Annotated in this window: 12 protein-coding genes and 1 riboswitch; of the genes, 5 read left to right on the top strand and 7 right to left on the bottom strand. The window is 67.6% G+C overall.

The annotated features are described in order from the left end of the window. Nucleotides 1-64: 64 nt before the first annotated feature. Nucleotides 65-160: riboswitch (TPP riboswitch) on the bottom strand. Between the two features lie 95 nt (nucleotides 161-255). The 3 genes from ACM2ZB_RS14310 to ACM2ZB_RS14300 form a co-directional block, all read right to left on the bottom strand. Next, the gene (locus tag ACM2ZB_RS14310; protein WP_416055936.1) at nucleotides 256-1,383 is read right to left on the bottom strand and encodes a phosphotransferase enzyme family protein; all 1,128 of its coding nucleotides are present in this window, start codon (nucleotides 1,381-1,383) and stop codon (nucleotides 256-258) included. Nucleotides 1,384-1,525: 142 nt separating this feature from the next. Continuing rightward, nucleotides 1,526-1,918, bottom strand: a complete 393-nt coding sequence (locus ACM2ZB_RS14305) for a glycine zipper 2TM domain-containing protein (protein WP_416055935.1) — start codon at nucleotides 1,916-1,918, stop codon at nucleotides 1,526-1,528. A gap of 190 nt (nucleotides 1,919-2,108) precedes the next feature. After that, nucleotides 2,109-2,747: a response regulator gene (locus ACM2ZB_RS14300; protein ID WP_416055934.1), complete on the bottom strand. Its 639-nt coding sequence runs from the start codon at nucleotides 2,745-2,747 to the stop codon at nucleotides 2,109-2,111. A 76-nt stretch (nucleotides 2,748-2,823) separates the two neighbouring features. Between ACM2ZB_RS14300 and ACM2ZB_RS14295 the strand changes: the two genes are divergently transcribed. Next, nucleotides 2,824-6,450 (top strand): ATP-binding protein, encoded by a 3,627-nt coding sequence (locus tag ACM2ZB_RS14295; protein WP_416055933.1) that lies wholly within the window; start codon nucleotides 2,824-2,826, stop codon nucleotides 6,448-6,450. Nucleotides 6,451-6,458: 8 nt separating this feature from the next. Here ACM2ZB_RS14295 and ACM2ZB_RS14290 read toward each other — a convergent pair whose 3' ends face one another. Then, a complete protein-coding gene (locus tag ACM2ZB_RS14290; RefSeq protein ID WP_416055932.1) occupies nucleotides 6,459-6,860 on the bottom strand; it encodes a c-type cytochrome in 402 nt (133 codons plus the stop codon). Between the two features lie 65 nt (nucleotides 6,861-6,925). Continuing rightward, nucleotides 6,926-8,602: an electron transfer flavoprotein-ubiquinone oxidoreductase gene (locus ACM2ZB_RS14285; protein ID WP_416055931.1), complete on the bottom strand. Its 1,677-nt coding sequence runs from the start codon at nucleotides 8,600-8,602 to the stop codon at nucleotides 6,926-6,928. A gap of 223 nt (nucleotides 8,603-8,825) precedes the next feature. Between ACM2ZB_RS14285 and ACM2ZB_RS14280 the strand changes: the two genes are divergently transcribed. Together ACM2ZB_RS14280 and ACM2ZB_RS14275 are read left to right on the top strand one after the other, a co-directional pair. Continuing rightward, nucleotides 8,826-9,989, top strand: a complete 1,164-nt coding sequence (locus ACM2ZB_RS14280; protein WP_416055930.1) for an acyl-CoA dehydrogenase family protein — start codon at nucleotides 8,826-8,828, stop codon at nucleotides 9,987-9,989. An 82-nt stretch (nucleotides 9,990-10,071) separates the two neighbouring features. Continuing rightward, nucleotides 10,072-10,557, top strand: coding sequence for a hypothetical protein (locus tag ACM2ZB_RS14275; protein WP_416055929.1), 486 nt, complete (start codon nucleotides 10,072-10,074; stop codon nucleotides 10,555-10,557). Between the two features lie 251 nt (nucleotides 10,558-10,808). Here ACM2ZB_RS14275 and ACM2ZB_RS14270 read toward each other — a convergent pair whose 3' ends face one another. Both ACM2ZB_RS14270 and ACM2ZB_RS14265 read right to left on the bottom strand, forming a co-directional pair. After that, nucleotides 10,809-11,288 carry a tRNA (cytidine(34)-2'-O)-methyltransferase gene (locus ACM2ZB_RS14270; RefSeq protein ID WP_416055928.1) on the bottom strand — a complete coding sequence of 160 codons (480 nt, stop codon included), beginning with the start codon at nucleotides 11,286-11,288 and terminating at the stop codon, nucleotides 10,809-10,811. Between the two features lie 69 nt (nucleotides 11,289-11,357). After that, nucleotides 11,358-11,834 carry a hypothetical protein gene (locus tag ACM2ZB_RS14265; protein WP_416055927.1) on the bottom strand — a complete coding sequence of 159 codons (477 nt, stop codon included), beginning with the start codon at nucleotides 11,832-11,834 and terminating at the stop codon, nucleotides 11,358-11,360. A 406-nt stretch (nucleotides 11,835-12,240) separates the two neighbouring features. Here ACM2ZB_RS14265 and ACM2ZB_RS14260 point away from each other — a divergent pair, with 406 nt between their 5' ends. Beyond that, complete coding sequence (locus ACM2ZB_RS14260; RefSeq protein ID WP_416055926.1) at nucleotides 12,241-15,090, top strand: M16 family metallopeptidase; 2,850 nt, start codon at nucleotides 12,241-12,243, stop codon at nucleotides 15,088-15,090. Nucleotides 15,091-15,292: 202 nt separating this feature from the next. Further along, nucleotides 15,293-15,610: a DUF4156 domain-containing protein gene (locus ACM2ZB_RS14255; protein ID WP_108767322.1), complete on the top strand. Its 318-nt coding sequence runs from the start codon at nucleotides 15,293-15,295 to the stop codon at nucleotides 15,608-15,610. Nucleotides 15,611-15,680 lie beyond the last annotated feature (70 nt).

Here is a 15,680-nt window from a genome sequence, read left to right as displayed (position 1 = left end):
CGTCTTCAGACAACAAGGGAGACGAAGCGACGGCGCGCGGACGCACCTGCCCGGACTGGGGGTGCGACTGCTGCTCAAAGCTCCCTACGCCGGTGCAAACCGGATCAGGTTCCAAGGGACTCTCTCAGCCTGGCAGATCCAGGCACCCCCGCTTCAGGTGACCATTTCACTACAAACGGTACGGATTTGCGAGCCAGGGGGCGAATCACGGGTCAGAGCCCTTTCCTGCGGAAAGGGCTCTGACCCCGCCCGGCCTTACGCTGCCGCGCGCAGCGCCTGCAGCAGGCCCTGCCCGGCTTCGCTGTGGAACCAGGCCGGATGCCCCAGCATGAAGGGCTGCCAGGCCACATCAGCATTGGCGGTGGAGCCGGTGATCCCCTCGAAGTACTCCACTTCGGACAGTGCGAAGTCGAAATGCACCATCGGCAGCAGGTCGGCCAGCAGCTGCACGCGTGCAGCCGACAGCGGCAGCACCTCGCGGTACCCCTGCAGCAGGGCCAGGGCGATGTCGATGCGCACGGCGCCGGCCCCGCGCTCCAGCTCCAGCCAGGCCACCGCGTTGCGTTCGATGGCGGTGGCCAGGTCGAACAGGGCACTGGTGGGCGAGGCCAGGCCGAAATCCAGCACCGTGGCCACCGTGCCGTCGGCCTGCCAGAGCAGGTTCGATACGTGCCAGTCGTTGTGCGCCCACAGCCGCGGTTCGTCACGCAGGCGCGCGGCCAGGCCGGCATGCCAGGGCAGCACCTGGGCGCGCAGCTGCGCCTGCCAGGGAATGCGCGCCAGGTAACGGGCCAGCCCGGGCCGGTTCGGTAGATCGGCCTGCAGCGCGGCGATGGGATCGTCGGCGCGGATCAGGTCATCGCGCGCCACCAGGATGTGGGTGCTACGCTGGGGCGCCACGTAACCGGCGGCCGCGCGGTGCAGCCGGGCCAGCGTGCGCCCGGCCTGGCGCGCCTGCGCGGGGTCGGTCAGCAGCGACCACGACACCGCGTCGCGGTAAAGGTCGGCGCCGGCGCCGACCGCATGCAGTTCATAGGTCCACGGCCCGTGCGCCACGGCGGTGGCACCGTCGTACGCAGCCAGCACCTGCACCACCGGCACGCCATGGGTGGCCAGATGCGCGATGAAGCGGTGTTCCTCTTCCAGGCCGGCGGCACTGCGCACGCTGTGGTGGTGGCGCTTGATGAAGACCGGGCCGGCCGCGCCCTGCACGATCGCCGCGGCCGACAACGGGCGCGGGCTGTGCCAGTGCACGCTGCTGTCCGCGGACAGGGCCGGGTACCGGGTGCGCAGCCACGCGACTTCGTCGGCGCTGATCGCCGGCCAGTCGGCAGCGACCTCGTCGTTGTTGAGGCCCTGCACGCGATGGGGGGAAGAAGTCATGCCGCAGCCGCTGCCCATGAAGGAATCACCAAGGCTGCGCATTCAACGCCATGGTCGCCACGGACGCAACACACCCGACGCAGACGAAAACAGGCGGGTCAAGGACCCGCCTGTTGCCGGTGCCATCGGGGGCGGCAAGCGCTTACCAGCCGCGGTGGCGACCACGATCGTGGTAGTAGCGGCGGTCATGGCCACGGTCGTGGTAGCCGCGGTTGTAACCCCGGTTGTAGCCACGATCGTAGCGACGGTCGTAACCACGGTCGTAGCGGCGGTCGTAACGGCCATCGTAGCGGCGGTCATGGCGGTCGGACGTGGTCAGGTTGCCGATCGCACCGCCGGCCACGGCGCCGCCTACGGTCGCGGCCGGGTCGCCGTTGGAGATCAGGTGGCCGGCCACGCCGCCCACCACCGCGCCGACCACGGTGCGCTTGTCCTTCCTCGACATGGCGCTGGCATCGCTGACCACGGCCACGCCGGCCAGCAGGGCCAGGGCCATTGCCAGGCCACGGAAGCTGATTGCGGACGTACTGATCATGTTCGGTTCTCCTGTCAGGGGCATGCCACGGTGGGCAGGGAGGGCGCGGGGCGCCCCGGCTGCCGTGGCTACCACGCTGGCGTTCCAACATTGTCGGAACATTGCGCGGGGCAGGGTGCGGCGTGCGTATTCATCTAGCGTCAGGCGGCATGAAGCCTGCCTGAAAGTTCAACCGCCGGATGGACAGGGTTCAGATTTTGCCGTCGCGCAGGTAGTCGAACAGTTCGGCGTCGCCCTTCAGCCCCAGCTTCAGCATGGCATCGCCCTTCTGCCGGCTGATGGTGCTGACGCTTTTGTGCAGCTGCAGGGAGATTTCCTTGACCGTCATCCCGGTGCCGAGCAGGCGCAGCACTTCCACCTCGCGCGGGGACAGCGGCTTGCCATCGCCCTCGCGCATGCGCCAGCCACCGGCCTCTTCCACCCGGTCGCGCAGGCTGCGGCTGATGTAGGGCTGGCCGCGGTACACCGACTGGATGGCCTGCGGCAGTTCATCCATGGACGAGCTCTTGTCGACCAGGCCCAGCACGCCGCTGTCGAGCACCATGCGCAGGATGGCCAGATTGTTGGACACGCTGAGCATCAGTACCGGCAGGTCGGGGTAGCGGCGGCGGATCATCCCGATCATGGCGAAGCCATCGGCCTGCGGGCTGCCCGGCATGGAGTAGTCGGTCACCAGCAGGTCGCAGGGGTGGCCGGCCAGCAGCGTCATCAGTGCCTGGGCGCTGTCGGCTTCGCCGACCACCCGGCCGACCCCGCTCGACTCGATCACGGCGCGGGTACCGATGCGGACCACGGGGTGGTCGTCTGCGATGATGATGCGCAAGGTCATGTTCTAGTATGGCCACTCGGGCAAGCCGGGCCGCGACCATCGCGGTCCCTGGCAGGATTCTAGGAGATCGACGCAGATGCGTAGCGAGGCGGTTTGCCGGTGGAGCCTGCTGATGGCGGCCCTGTGCCTGCCCGTACTGGCCTGGGCAGCGCCAGGGGCGTTGCCGCTCAGTGCACAGCAGCGCGCGTACCTGGCCGCGAATCCGGTCATCGTTGTGGGGCAGTATGACAGCGGCTGGCCTCCCTTCGAGTCGATGCGGCAGGGCCAGCTGGTGGGCCTGGGCCCAGATTACCTGTCGCTTCTCGCCCGTCAACTGGGCCTGAAAGTCGAGACCCGACGCTACCCGGACTGGACCGCCGTGCTGGATGCGGCCTGCCGTGGCGAGATCGATGTGGTGATGAACGTCGCACTGAATGCGGAGCGCACCCGTTGCATGGTCTATACCGATGCCTACGGCGAATCGCCGCTGGCCATGGTAGGGCGGCCGGACGATCTGCGTGCATCCGAGGCCCCGGATCTGGAAGGTCTGCGGGTGGTGATCGAGCAGGATTTCATCACCGGTTCGCAGGTCCGCGCGCGTTTCCCACGGGCCCGCCAGCTTGTCGCGGACAACACGTCCACCGCCCTTCGCATGGTCAATGACGACAAGGCTGACATCTTCATCGGCAATGCCTATGTTGCAACCGAACTGATCGCCCGCGACAAGCTGCCCAATGTTTCCCTGCTGCGGCCCAGCGACCTGGCACCGGAGCGGCTGCACTTCGGCGTACCCAACGGCAAGCAGCCGCTGGCCGAAGCGCTGGACCTGGCGCTGGCCGCCACCAGCCAGGCCCAGCGCGATGCGCTGGAGCAACGCTGGTTGCCCGTGCCGAAGTGGTCGGCATCGGCCCAGCTGGCCCTGAGCCAGGCCGAGAAGCGCGTGCTGCAGCAGACGCTGAAGATCGGCTTCGCACCCAATGCCGCGCCGCTGTCCTTCGCCGATGCCCAGGGCCAGCCCAGCGGCCTGGCCAGCGAGTACCTGCGCCGCCTGATGCAGGCCGGCGCACATCTGCAGGTGGAACAGAGCCACGACTGGTTCGACCTGCGGGAAAAGGCGCGCCGCGGTGAAATGCAGGCGGTGATGGGCATACCTGTCGATTCGCAGTACCTGGGGCCGGACTGGGTGTTCAGCCAGCCCTTCATTTCCGTACCCAACGTGATCGTGTCCAGCACCGACAGCCCGGCGGTGCTGGGCATTGCCGATCTGCAGGGCAAGCGCGTGCTGCTGTCCGACCCGGAACGGGTGCGGGGTTATGTGCTGCAGGAGGCGCCGCAGGCCAGGATCATCGCCGCGCGCAGCGCCGAACAGGCGCTGCAGCGACTGCAGGCCGGCGAGGCCGATGCCTACATCGGCAACCTGGCACTGGTCGACCACCTGCTGCGCGAACGTTACCCGGGCCGCCTGCAGATTGCTGCACCGGCCGGTTTCAGTGACCAGCTGGCACTGGCCGTGAACCGCCGCCACGCGGCGCTGGCCACCACGTTCGACCGCCTGATGCTGCAGATGTCCCCCCGTGAACGCGAGGCGATGCGCAATGACTGGCTGGCGGTGGAGTACAGCCCGGGCATGGACTGGGGCCGGGTCCTGCGCTGGACCTTGCCGCTGCTGCTGGTACTGCTGACCGCCGCGGTGGTGCACGCGCTCAGCCACTGGCGCCTGCGTCGCGAGGTGTCCGACCGGCGCAGGGTGGAACAGCGCCTGGCCGAGGTGACCGACAACCTGCCGGCCACGGTCTACCAGGCCCGCCGCGAGGCCGACGGCACGCTCAGTTTCCCGTTCATTGCCGGCGATGTGCAGTCACTGTTCGGTGTCAGCCGCGACCAGGCCATGGCCGATGCCGGCCTGCTGCTGTCGCGCATCGAAGAAGACGACCGCGCGGTGGTGCTGCGCGCGGTGGAGGTGGCCGCGCGCAACTTCGCGCCGCTGGCCTTCGAATTCCGCGTGAGCACTGAAGGTGTCACCCGTTGGGTGCGCAGCCAGGCCCATCCCTATTCCACCGAAGCCGGCGCGGTGACCTGGAGCGGCTACTGGGTGGACGTGAGCGAAGCGCGCGCCCAGGCCGATGCCCTGGCCACCGCCAAGCTCGAGGCCGAACAGGCAGCCGATGCAAAATCGCGCTTCCTGGCCACCATGAGCCATGAAATCCGCACGCCGATGAGCGGCGTGCTGGGCATGCTGGAAGTGCTGGCCCATTCGCCGCTGGATGCCGAGCAGAAGCGCATCATCGCGGTGGTCGAGGATTCGGCGCAGATGCTGCGGCAGATCATCGATGACATCCTGGATTACTCGCGCATGGAAGCCGGTGCGCTGCGCCTGGAACCGGTGCCGTTGCCGGTGCGGCCGTTGCTGGAAAGCGTATGCAGGCTGCTGGCGCCGCAGGCCAGCGCGCGGGGGCTGGACCTGCAGGTGGACATCGATCCGCGGCTGGCATCGGCCCATGAAGTGGATGGCGTGCGCCTGCGCCAGATTGTGTTCAACCTGCTCAGCAATGCCATCAAGTTCACCCATGAAGGCAGCGTGCGCCTGCAGCTGGAGGTGATGGGCGAGACCACCGCCGAGGGCAGCCAGCCGCTGCGGCTGAGCGTGAGCGATACCGGCATCGGCATCGCCCCGGAACAGATCCCGACGCTGTTCGAACCCTTTACCCAGGCCGGCGCCTACATCCAGCGTGACCATGGCGGCACCGGGCTGGGCCTGAGCATCTGCCGGCGGCTGGTGCACAAGATGGGGGGCAAGCTGATCCTGGAAAGTACCTTGGGCGAGGGCACCCGCGTAGAGGTGCTGCTGTCGCTGGTGGAAGCCGGCAGCGAGGACGTGGCTGCCCTGTTGGCCGAACAGGAGCAGGTATTGCTGCTGCCGCCGCCGCTGCGCCAGGCACGGGTGCTGGTGGTGGAGGATCACCCGACCAACCAGGCGATGATGGCCTGGCGCCTGCAGCAGCTGGGTGTGCCACACGTGCTGGTGGAAGATGGCCAGCAGGCATTGGACCGGGTGGCGCAGGAACCGTTCGACCTGGTCATCACCGATTGCCGCATGCCGGTGATGGATGGCTTCGCCTTTGCGCGCCTGCTGCGCGAGCGCGAGGGCCGCACCGGGCAGCCGCGCCTGCCGGTGCTGGCCCTGACCGCCAGCGTGCTGGACGACGACACCCGGCGCTGCCGCGAGGCCGGCATGGACGATGTGCTGCCCAAGCCGTTGTCGCTGGCCACGCTGCGCCAGGCCCTGCTGCGCTGGCTGCCGCAGGGGGGGCACAGCGTGCTGGAAGCGGCCGATGCATCGCCTGCCGAGGCGCGCCCTGCCGAATCAGCAGCGCCACCTGTGGCCGAACAGGAGGGCCTGCCCAACCTGGCGGCCCTGCAGCAGCGCTTCGGTTCGCGCGATGTGGCCACGCAGCTACGCGACAGCCTGCTGGCGGCCAGCCAGGACGATCTGCGGATCCTGCAGCAGGGCCTGCGCGACGGTGACCGCGCGCTGCTGGCGCAGCACCTGCATCGCCAGGCCGGTGCGCTGGGTGCGGTGGGTGCACGCGGCCTGGCCGACCGCGCCAACGCGCTGGTCGAACGCCTGCAGCAGAACGAAGGCACGGCCGCAGAGTCAGCCCTGGCCGATACCGCTGCATTCGTGGACCACCTGCAGCAGCAGCTGCAACGACTGGCGTACTGAGCCGCCGGTCAGTGGCTGGCCTGCTCCTGCAGGTAGGCGATGACCTGCGCGCGCCGTTCCGCGCTGGGGAAGGCGTTGTACATGCGGGTGCCTGGCACCACATGGGTGGGCGATTGCAGGAAGGTGTCCAGGGTCTGCGCGCTCCACACGAAGCCGGCACGGCGCATGCCGTCCGAATAGGCGTAATCGGGCAGGCTGCCGGCGCGGCGGCCGATCACCCCGTGCAGGTTGGGACCGAAGCGATGGATGCCACCGGCCTTGACCGTGTGGCAGCCCGCGCAGATCTCGAAGGCCTGCTGCTGGGCCTGTTGCCGCGCCTGTTCGGGCGTGGCCGGTGCTGTCGGCGCGCGCTGGCAGGCGCTGGCCACCAGGGCGAGGGTCAGCAGCAGGGGCAGGCGAAGGGCGCGCATGGGCGGGCAGGATAGCGGCGGGCCTGCGGCAACGGGCTGCGACATGCGGTCGCAGCCCGGCACGATCACATGCCCGAGTAGTTCGGGCCGCCGCCGCCCTGCGGGGTCACCCAGACGATGTTCTGGGTGGGGTCCTTGATGTCGCAGGTCTTGCAGTGCACGCAGTTCTGCGCGTTGATCTGCAGCCGCGCGCTGTCGCCTTCGCCGACGAATTCGTACACGCCGGCCGGGCAGTAGCGCGCTTCCGGGCCCGCATACTCGGCCAGGTTCACTTTCACCGGAATGCTGGCGTCCTTCAGCGTCAGGTGGCTGGGCTGGTTCTCGTCGTGGTTGGTACTGCTCAGGAACACCGAGCTGAGACGATCGAAGGTCAGTACGCCGTCGGGTTTGGGATAGGCAATGCGGGAGTGCTTCGACGCCGGTTCCAGGCAGGCGTGGTCAGGGGTGCTGTGGCGCAGGGTCCACGGCGGGTTGCGCACGCCCAGCTTGGGCAGCAGCCACTGCTCGATGCCGGTCATCAGCGTGGCCACGGTCTGGCCCTTCTTGAACCACTGCTTGAAGTTCTTGGACTGCTGCAGTTCGGCGTGCAGCCAGCTGGCTTCGAAGGCCTTGGGGTAGGCGTCCAGTTCATCATGCTGGCGGCCGGCGGCCAGGGCATCGAAGGCTGCATCGGCGCACAGCATGCCGGTCTTGATCGCGGCATGGCTGCCCTTGATGCGGCTGACGTTGAGATAGCCGGCTTCGCAGCCGACCAGGGCGCCGCCGGGAAACACCGTCTTCGGCAGCGACATCAGGCCACCGGCCGTGATCGCACGCGCGCCGTAGCCGATGCGGGTACCGCCTTCCAGATGCTTGCGGATGGACGGATGGGTCTTGAAGCGCTGGAATTCCTCGAACGGGCTCAGCCACGGGTTTTTGTAGTCCAGGCCAACCACGTAACCCACCGCCACCTTGCCGCCATCGGCGTGGTACAGGAACGCGCCGCCGTAGGTGTCGTTGTCCAGCGGCCAGCCGGCTGCGTGCACCACCAGGCCCGGTTCGTGCTTGGCCGGATCGATCTGCCACAGCTCCTTGATGCCGATGCCGTAGGCCTGCGGATCCTTGCCTTCATCAAGCTTGTAGCGAGCGATCAGCTGGCGGCCCAGATGGCCGCGCGCGCCTTCACCGAAGATCGTGTACTTCGCATGCAGGGCCATGCCGCGTTCGAAGGCCGGACCGATGGTGCCGTCCTTTTCGATGCCCATGTCGCCGGTGGCCACGCCGATCACTTCCCCGTTGTCGCCGTACAGCACCTCGGCGGCGGCGAAGCCGGGGAAGATCGCCACTTCCAGCGCCTCGGCCTGCTGCGCCAGCCAGCGGGTCACTTCACCCAGGCTGATGATGTAGTTGCCTTCGTTGTGGAAGCACTCCGGCAGCAGCGCGTTGGGCGTGCTGCGCGCGCCGGCTTCGCTGAGGAACAGGAACTCGTCGCGGGTGACCTTCTGCTTCAGCGGTGCGCCGCGCTCGGCCCAGTCCGGGAACAGTTCGGTCAGCGCGCGCGGGTCCATCACTGCGCCGGACAGCACGTGCGCGCCCGGCTCGGAGCCTTTTTCCAGCACGCACACCGACAGCTCGCGGCCGGCTTCCACCGCGCGCTGGCGCAGGCGGATCGCGGTGGCCAGGCCGGCCGGGCCGGCACCGACGATCACCACGTCGAATTCCATAACTTCACGCGGGGGCAGGGCGTTGGCTTCAGCGCTCATCGATTGCATGACTCGTGGGTAGGGCCGGCATCGGGGCCACCGGCGGTGCCTGGGAATCGCGCGTGCGGCCACGAGCGAAACGGTTGTTTGAATGTGTCAGGGTACCGGGCCGCGCGTGATCGAGCTAGATAGACGCCGTTCACCGCACGATTGCTGCAGCGCAGCGTAATGTCCCACCCCCGAATGACCGACAATGGCCCGGTCCTGACTGCGCGTGAGTGCCATGGCTTTGCATCCGTACGATCTGTTCGATGTCCGTTCCCTGCTCAGCGAGGAAGAGCGCGCGGTGCAGGACAGCGTGGCCCGCTTCACCAACGAGCGGGTGCTGCCGATCATCGGCGATGCCTTCGACCAGGCCCGCTTCCCCGAGGAACTGGTGCCGGAAATCGCAGCGCTGGGCCTGCTCGGTGCGACCCTGCCGGCCGAGTACGGTGGCGGCGAGCTGGGCGCGGTCAGCTACGGCCTGATCTGCCAGGAGCTGGAACGCGGCGATTCGGGCCTGCGCAGCTTCGTGTCGGTGCAGAGCTCGCTGTGCATGTACCCCATCTACGCCTACGGCAGCGAGGAACAGCGCCGCCAGTGGCTGCCGGCGATGGCCCGCGGTGAACTGATCGGCTGCTTCGGCCTGACCGAAGCACACGGCGGCTCCGACCCGGCCAGCATGAAGACCCGCGCCGTGCGCGACGGCAGCGACTGGCGCATCACCGGCAGCAAGATGTGGATCACCAGCGGCCCGGTGGCCGACCTGGCCATCGTCTGGGCGCAGACCGAGGACGGCATCCAGGGCTTCGTGCTGGAAAAGGGCATGGCCGGTTTCACCACGCAGGAAATCAAGCACAAGATGAGCCTGCGCGCCTCGCTGACCGGTGCGCTGTATTTCGATGACGTGCGCGTGCCCGACAGCCACCGCCTGCCGAACGTGAAGGGGCTGAAGGGCCCGCTGGGTTGCCTGACCCAGGCCCGTTTCGGCATCAGCTGGGGCCCGATCGGCTCGGCCATTGCCTGTCTGGATGAAGCGCTGGGCTATGCCAAGGAACGCGTGCTGTTCGGCCGCCCGCTGGCCGCCACCCAGAGCGCGCAGATCAAGCTGGCCGAAATGGCCCGCCGGATCACCACCGCGCAGCTGCTGGCCCTGCAGCTGGGCCGCCTGAAGGAAGCGGGCCAGCTGCAGCCGCAGCAGGTCAGCCTGGCCAAGTGGAACAACTGCCGCATGGCCATTGATATCGCCCGCGAGTGTCGCGATCTGCTCGGTGGGGCTGGCATCACCACCGAACACGTGGCGATCCGGCATGCGCTGAACCTGGAATCGGTGATCACCTATGAGGGCACCGAGACCGTGCACCAGCTGGTGATCGGCCGCGAACTGACCGGCATCAACGCGTTCTGAGTGCACCGGTAGTGCCGGCCGCTGGCCGGCGTTGCCGAGTAGGGTGGGCAACATGGGACGCCTATCCGGAGATGCAAGCTGAATGAAGAACAATCCCGTTGTAAGGCTGCTGTGTCTCCCGTTGCTCTTCCAAGCCTCCGTGCTGCAGATGGCGTGGGCAGGCGACGGAGATGATGGGGCATGGGCAGGCAGCTATTCGCAGGCGAGCGATCTGTGTACCGAACCAGGCAACGGACGTAGTTGCCGCGATGGGTTCAGGGACAGCCTGTCGATCGTCGAAGAATCACTGGGCTATAGGGTTGAGCTGCACAGTACCCAGGCGATGCAGCACGTCTGCTCCTTCGTGCTGCATATGAAGCCAGAAGGCGGAAAACTGATTCATCAGTCCGAACTAGGCACAGTGGCTATCGAGAAACATGCAGGTGCGCTGAAAGTCTCATCCGGCGGGATCGACCCGACGGCAACGGGATTGGGGTCGTGCGGCACGCATGCTGATATTGATGGTCTGGAGTTTTCTTCTATGGGCAATCGCACGCGTTCCAGGCAACGCGATGGCGCCCGCTCCTGATTGATCCAGGCGGAAGACATCCACGCATGGCGTGGATCTACTGCGCGGCTGTTGGGTCCGCCTTGAAGCGAGCCGAGCACCGCAGGTCCCGCGGGGGCGAAGAGGCGCGGGTGTCTGAGCGCAGCGAGTTCCGCGCCGTCCCCCGGTGGACCGAGGAGCGCAGGGTACCGGTGCGCAGCACCGGCTCGCGGGCGGCGGCGCGTTTCTTTGGTTACTTTCTTTGCGCGAGCAAAGAAAGTGACACACGCAAATTACGCGCCGCCGGCAAACCCGTGCTGGCGCCAGGCCTCGTACATCACCACGGCCACGGTGTTGGACAGATTGAGGCTGCGGTTGTCCGGCCGCATCGGCAGGCGCAGGCGCCGCCCATCGGGCAGGGCATCAAGCAGGTCCTGCGGCAGGCCGCGGCTTTCCGGCCCGAACAGGAAGGCATCGCCTTCTTCGAACGCCACGCTGTCATAGCGCACGCTGGCCCGCGTACTCAGGGCGAACACCCGCTTGGGCGCAATGCGCGCCAGCGCGGTATCCAGGTCGGGGTGCACCTGCAGGCGCGAATACTCGTGGTAGTCCAGGCCGGCGCGCTTGAGCTGCTTGTCTTCCAGTGCGAAGCCCAGGGGCTCGACCAGGTGCAGCTGCGCGCCGGTGTTGGCGCAGAGCCGGATCACATTGCCCGTGTTGGGCGGGATTTCCGGTTGGAACAGGATCACGTGGAACAGGGGCGCGGCATTCATCGGCGCAGTGTACCTGCGACGGCCGCCGCCTTTACGGCGCACGCCCTGCACGGGGCAGGGCGGCACCGGTTACGGGCGCAGCAGGACCTGGGCGGTTTCGCTGGCCAGGGCCTGCAGATCGGCGGCGCTGGGGCGGACCTGCAGGGTCGGCAGGTTGGTGATCACCTGGTTGGCGACCGACGTGGCGGCGGCAGCCAGGGTGGCGGCGTAGCGCTGGGCTTCCTGTTCGGCGGCCAGGGCGACGCGCTGTTCCAGGCTCGGGCGCACTTCGACGGCGGCCAGGGTGGTGATCGGCATCGCGGCGGCGACCGGGGCGGCGATGAAGCCGCCGCGCTCGGCCAGCTGGTCGGCGCTGGGACGTACTTCCACGGTGGCCAGGGTGGGGATGCCGCTGGCCTGTTCCCAGGCCTGCTGGGCCAGCTGGTCGGCGGCCGGGCGGACCTGCACGGTGGACAGGGTCTTGATGGATTCGGAGGCCTGCACCGACGAAACAACCGCGGTGCCGGCGATCAGGGCGATAGCGATGGCAATGGTCTTGGCGTTCATGACGGGGCCTGTTTAGTGTTGGTGAGAAGTGGTGTGGTAGTAAGGTAGTACACCGATTCTGGGCATGCAAGGAAAATTTTCAATTCCCTGCTTTTGTTCAGCGTTCAGTCATCTTTCGTCTGAAGCCCTTCTTGGTGCAGGAAAGACAAAGCAATCCGCGTGCCAACTTTTAATCGTTGATTTGAAAGACTTTTTCATGAGTCCTGGAGTGTCCGCAGGGCGGACACCTGTCCGCTCCGGCTGCCGTGGACACTGTCCGGACGCTGCAACCGGCACGAAGTGACTGGTGCAATGGGCCGCGATGAAGGTCCTGGACGGCAAACACCCCCAGTGACTGGTGGCCGATACCGGCACCGGCGCGCGCACGCTAGGATCGCGGTTCACCAACGTGACCAAGGATCCGGAAATGTCTCTCGCCCTGCGCCCGCGCACCGCGCTGCTTGCCGTCGCCCTCAGCACCGCCCTCGGCACGCTTGCGCCGACGGCTGCGATGGCGGCCAAGCCGGCTGCTGCCACCAAGGTCGATATCCCGTATGAGCAGTTCACCCTGCCCAACGGCCTGCGCGTGATCGTGCACACCGACCGCAAGGCGCCGATCGTGGCGGTCAACATCTGGTACCACGTGGGCAGCAAGGACGAGCCCGCCGGCCGTACCGGCTTCGCCCATCTGTTCGAACACCTGATGTTCCAGAGCAGCGAAAACCACGACGGCGAGTACTTCGAGCCCTTCAAGCAGGTCGGTGCCACCGGCCAGAACGGCACCACCAATACCGACCGCACCAACTACTTCGAAAACGTGCCGACCACCGCGCTGGACATGGCGCTGTTCATGGAATCGGACCGCATGGGCCACCTGGTGGGTGCGATCGACCAGGCCGCGCTGGACGAGCAGCGCGGCGTGGTGCAGAACGAAAAGCGCCAGGGCGAGAACCAGCCCTATGGCCAGGTGTGGGACAAGCTCAACCGCGCGCTGTACCCGGTGGGCCACCCGTACCACCACAGCGTCATCGGTTCGATGAACGACCTCAACGCCGCCTCGCTGGATGACGTCAAGACCTGGTTCCGCACCTGGTATGGCCCGAACAACGCGGTGCTGGTGCTGGCCGGCGACATCGACCTGGCCACCGCCAAGGAAAAGGCCGCCAAGTACTTCGGCAGCATCCCGGCCGGCCCGACCATGGCGCAGCCGAAGGTGGACGTGGCCAAGCGTGAGGCCGACAGCCGTGAGGTGATGACCGACAAGGTGCCGCAGGCACGCATCTACCGCGCCTGGAACGTGGCCCAGGTCGGCACCACCGACATCGACCAGCTGCAGCTGCTGGCGCAGGTCCTGGGCGGCGCGAAATCCTCGCGCCTGAGCCAGCGCCTGCAGCACCAGGACAAGCTGGTGGACAACATCAGCGCCGGTGCCTACGCCTCGCAGCTGGGCTCCAACTTCATCGTCATGGCCACCGTGAAGCAGGGCCAGGACCCGGCCAAGGTCGAGAAGATCATCGATGAAGAAATCGAGCGCCTGATCAAGGACGGCCCGACCGCCGAGGAACTGGCGCGCGCCAAGACCGGCTTCCGTGCCGGCTTCATCCGCGGCATCGAACGCATCGGTGGTTTCGGCGGCAAGGCCGACGCGCTGGCCGAGTGCGCGGTCTACACCGGCGACCCGGGCTGCTTCCGCACCTCGCTGGCCAACATCGACAAGGCCACCGCCGCCGACCTCAAGCGCCTGGGCGCGCAGTGGCTGGACAAGGGCAGCCATACCCTGGTGGTGGAACCGGGTGAGCGCGTGGCATTGAAGGAAGAGGCCTCGGCCACGCCGAAGCCGTTCAACGTGCCGGCCGTGGACAAGAAGTACAGCACCCTGCCCGAGCAGGTCGACCGCAAGGCCGGCGTGCCGCAGACCCGCGAGTTCCCGCAGCTGAAATTCCCGGCACTGCAGCGCGCCACCCTGAAGAACGGCACCACGGTGGTGCTGGCCGAACGCCATGAGATTCCGGTGGTGCAGTTCAGCTACCAGTTCCCGGGCGGCTTCACCGCCGACCAGGGCCGCAAGCCGGGTACCGCCAACTTCACCATGAACCTGATGACCGAAGGTGCCGGCAAGCTGGGTTCGCTGGCCTTCGCCGATGCCGCCGACGCGCTGGGTGCCAACCTGGACGCCGGTGCCGGCCTGGACGCGGTCACCGTGGAACTGTCGGCGCTGAAGGAAAACCTGGTGCCGTCGCTGGCGCTGTACCGCGACCTGCTGCGCGAACCGCGCTTCGAGCAGGGCGAGATCGACCGGGTGAAGGCCTCGTGGATCGCCGGCATCCAGCAGGAGAAGGTCAACCCGGGTGCGGTGGCCATGCGCGTGCTGCCGCCGCTGCTGTACGGCAAGGGCCACCCGTATGCCATCCCGTTCACCGGCAGCGGTGACGAGGCGGCCATCACCAGCCTGACCCGCGAAGACCTGGTCGACTTCCACCGCGACTGGCTGCGCCCGCAGGACGGCACCCTGATCGTGGTCGGTGACACCACCCTGGCCGAGATCGTGCCGCTGCTGGAGAAGCAGCTGGGCGACTGGAAGGCCACCGGCGATGCGCCCACGGTCAAGGCCACCACCGCTGTTGCCCTGCCCAAGGGGCCGCGCGTGTTCCTGATCGACCAGCCCGGCGCGGTGCAGGCCAACCTGTTCGCCGGCCAGGTCGTGCCGCCGTCCAGCGACGCCAGCTCGACCCGCTTCGACATCGCCAATGGCGTGATCGGCGGTGACTTCACCTCGCGCCTGAACATGAACCTGCGTGAGGACAAGCACTGGTCCTACGGTGCCCGTACCAGCGCCAGCAACACCGTGGGCCAGCGCCCGTGGATGGCGATGGCGCCGGTGCAGATCGACAAGACCGGCCCGGCCATGGCGGAAATGCGCAAGGAAATCGCCGAATTCGCCGATGGCAGCAAGCCGGCCACCGAAGCGGAGGTCAACCGCATCCGCAACATCCAGACCCTGAGCCTGCCGGGTGCCTACGAGACCGCCGCTGCGGTGGCCTCGACCATCGGCAACATCGTGCAGTTCAAGCGCCCGGATGATTACGTGCTGCGCCGCAAGGCTGAAATCGAAGCGATGACCCCGGCGCAGGTGCAGCAGGCCGCCGCCGAGATCAAGCCGCAGGCCCTGACCTGGGTGGTGGTGGGTGACCTCAAGCAGACCGAAGCGGCCGTGCGTGCGCTGAACCTGGGCGAGGTGACCGTGATCGATTCGGAAGGCAATCCGGTCAAGAAATAAGGGAAGCGCCTGCCCGCCCCGGCGGGCAGGCTCCCTGTGGTAGCGCCGGGCCATGCCCGGCGGTTTTTCGGCGGCCAGCGAGGCCGCGCTGCGCGCTCGCCGGGCATGGCCCGGCGCTGCCGGGGGATCCGACCCCACCCCCGGCTACCCCCGATTCAGGCTGTTCAGGCAGAATCGCCCCATACCCTTCCAGGATCTGCCCATGCGCCTTCTGCTGCTGTCGTCCCTGCTGCTCACCGTCACGGCCTGCACCTGGGTGCCGATGGAACCGGCCGGAAAGACGGTGCGGGTGCTCCCGGCCGGTCCGCTGCCTGCCGGCTGCATCACCAAGGGTGAGGTCGTGGTCACCGTGAAGAGCAAGGTCGGCTTCTACAACCGCAACCCCCTGCGCGTGCAGGAAGAGCTGGAAACCCTGGCCCGCAACGAGGCCCCCAGTGCCGGCGCCAATGCCGTCCAGGCCGCCGCAGCCCCGGCTGATGGCAGCCAGCGCTTCGCCGCCTTCCAGTGCCCGCCGCGCTGAACGGGACCATACGGCCAAGGCTGAATTCGTAAAGATGCGGTGAAGGCCCGGGGGTTATAGAATAGCGCCC

The sequence above is a fragment of the Stenotrophomonas maltophilia genome (assembly GCF_047782825.1).
Lineage (GTDB): Bacteria > Pseudomonadota > Gammaproteobacteria > Xanthomonadales > Xanthomonadaceae > Stenotrophomonas.
This window is presented reverse-complemented; position numbering and strand designations above follow the sequence as displayed.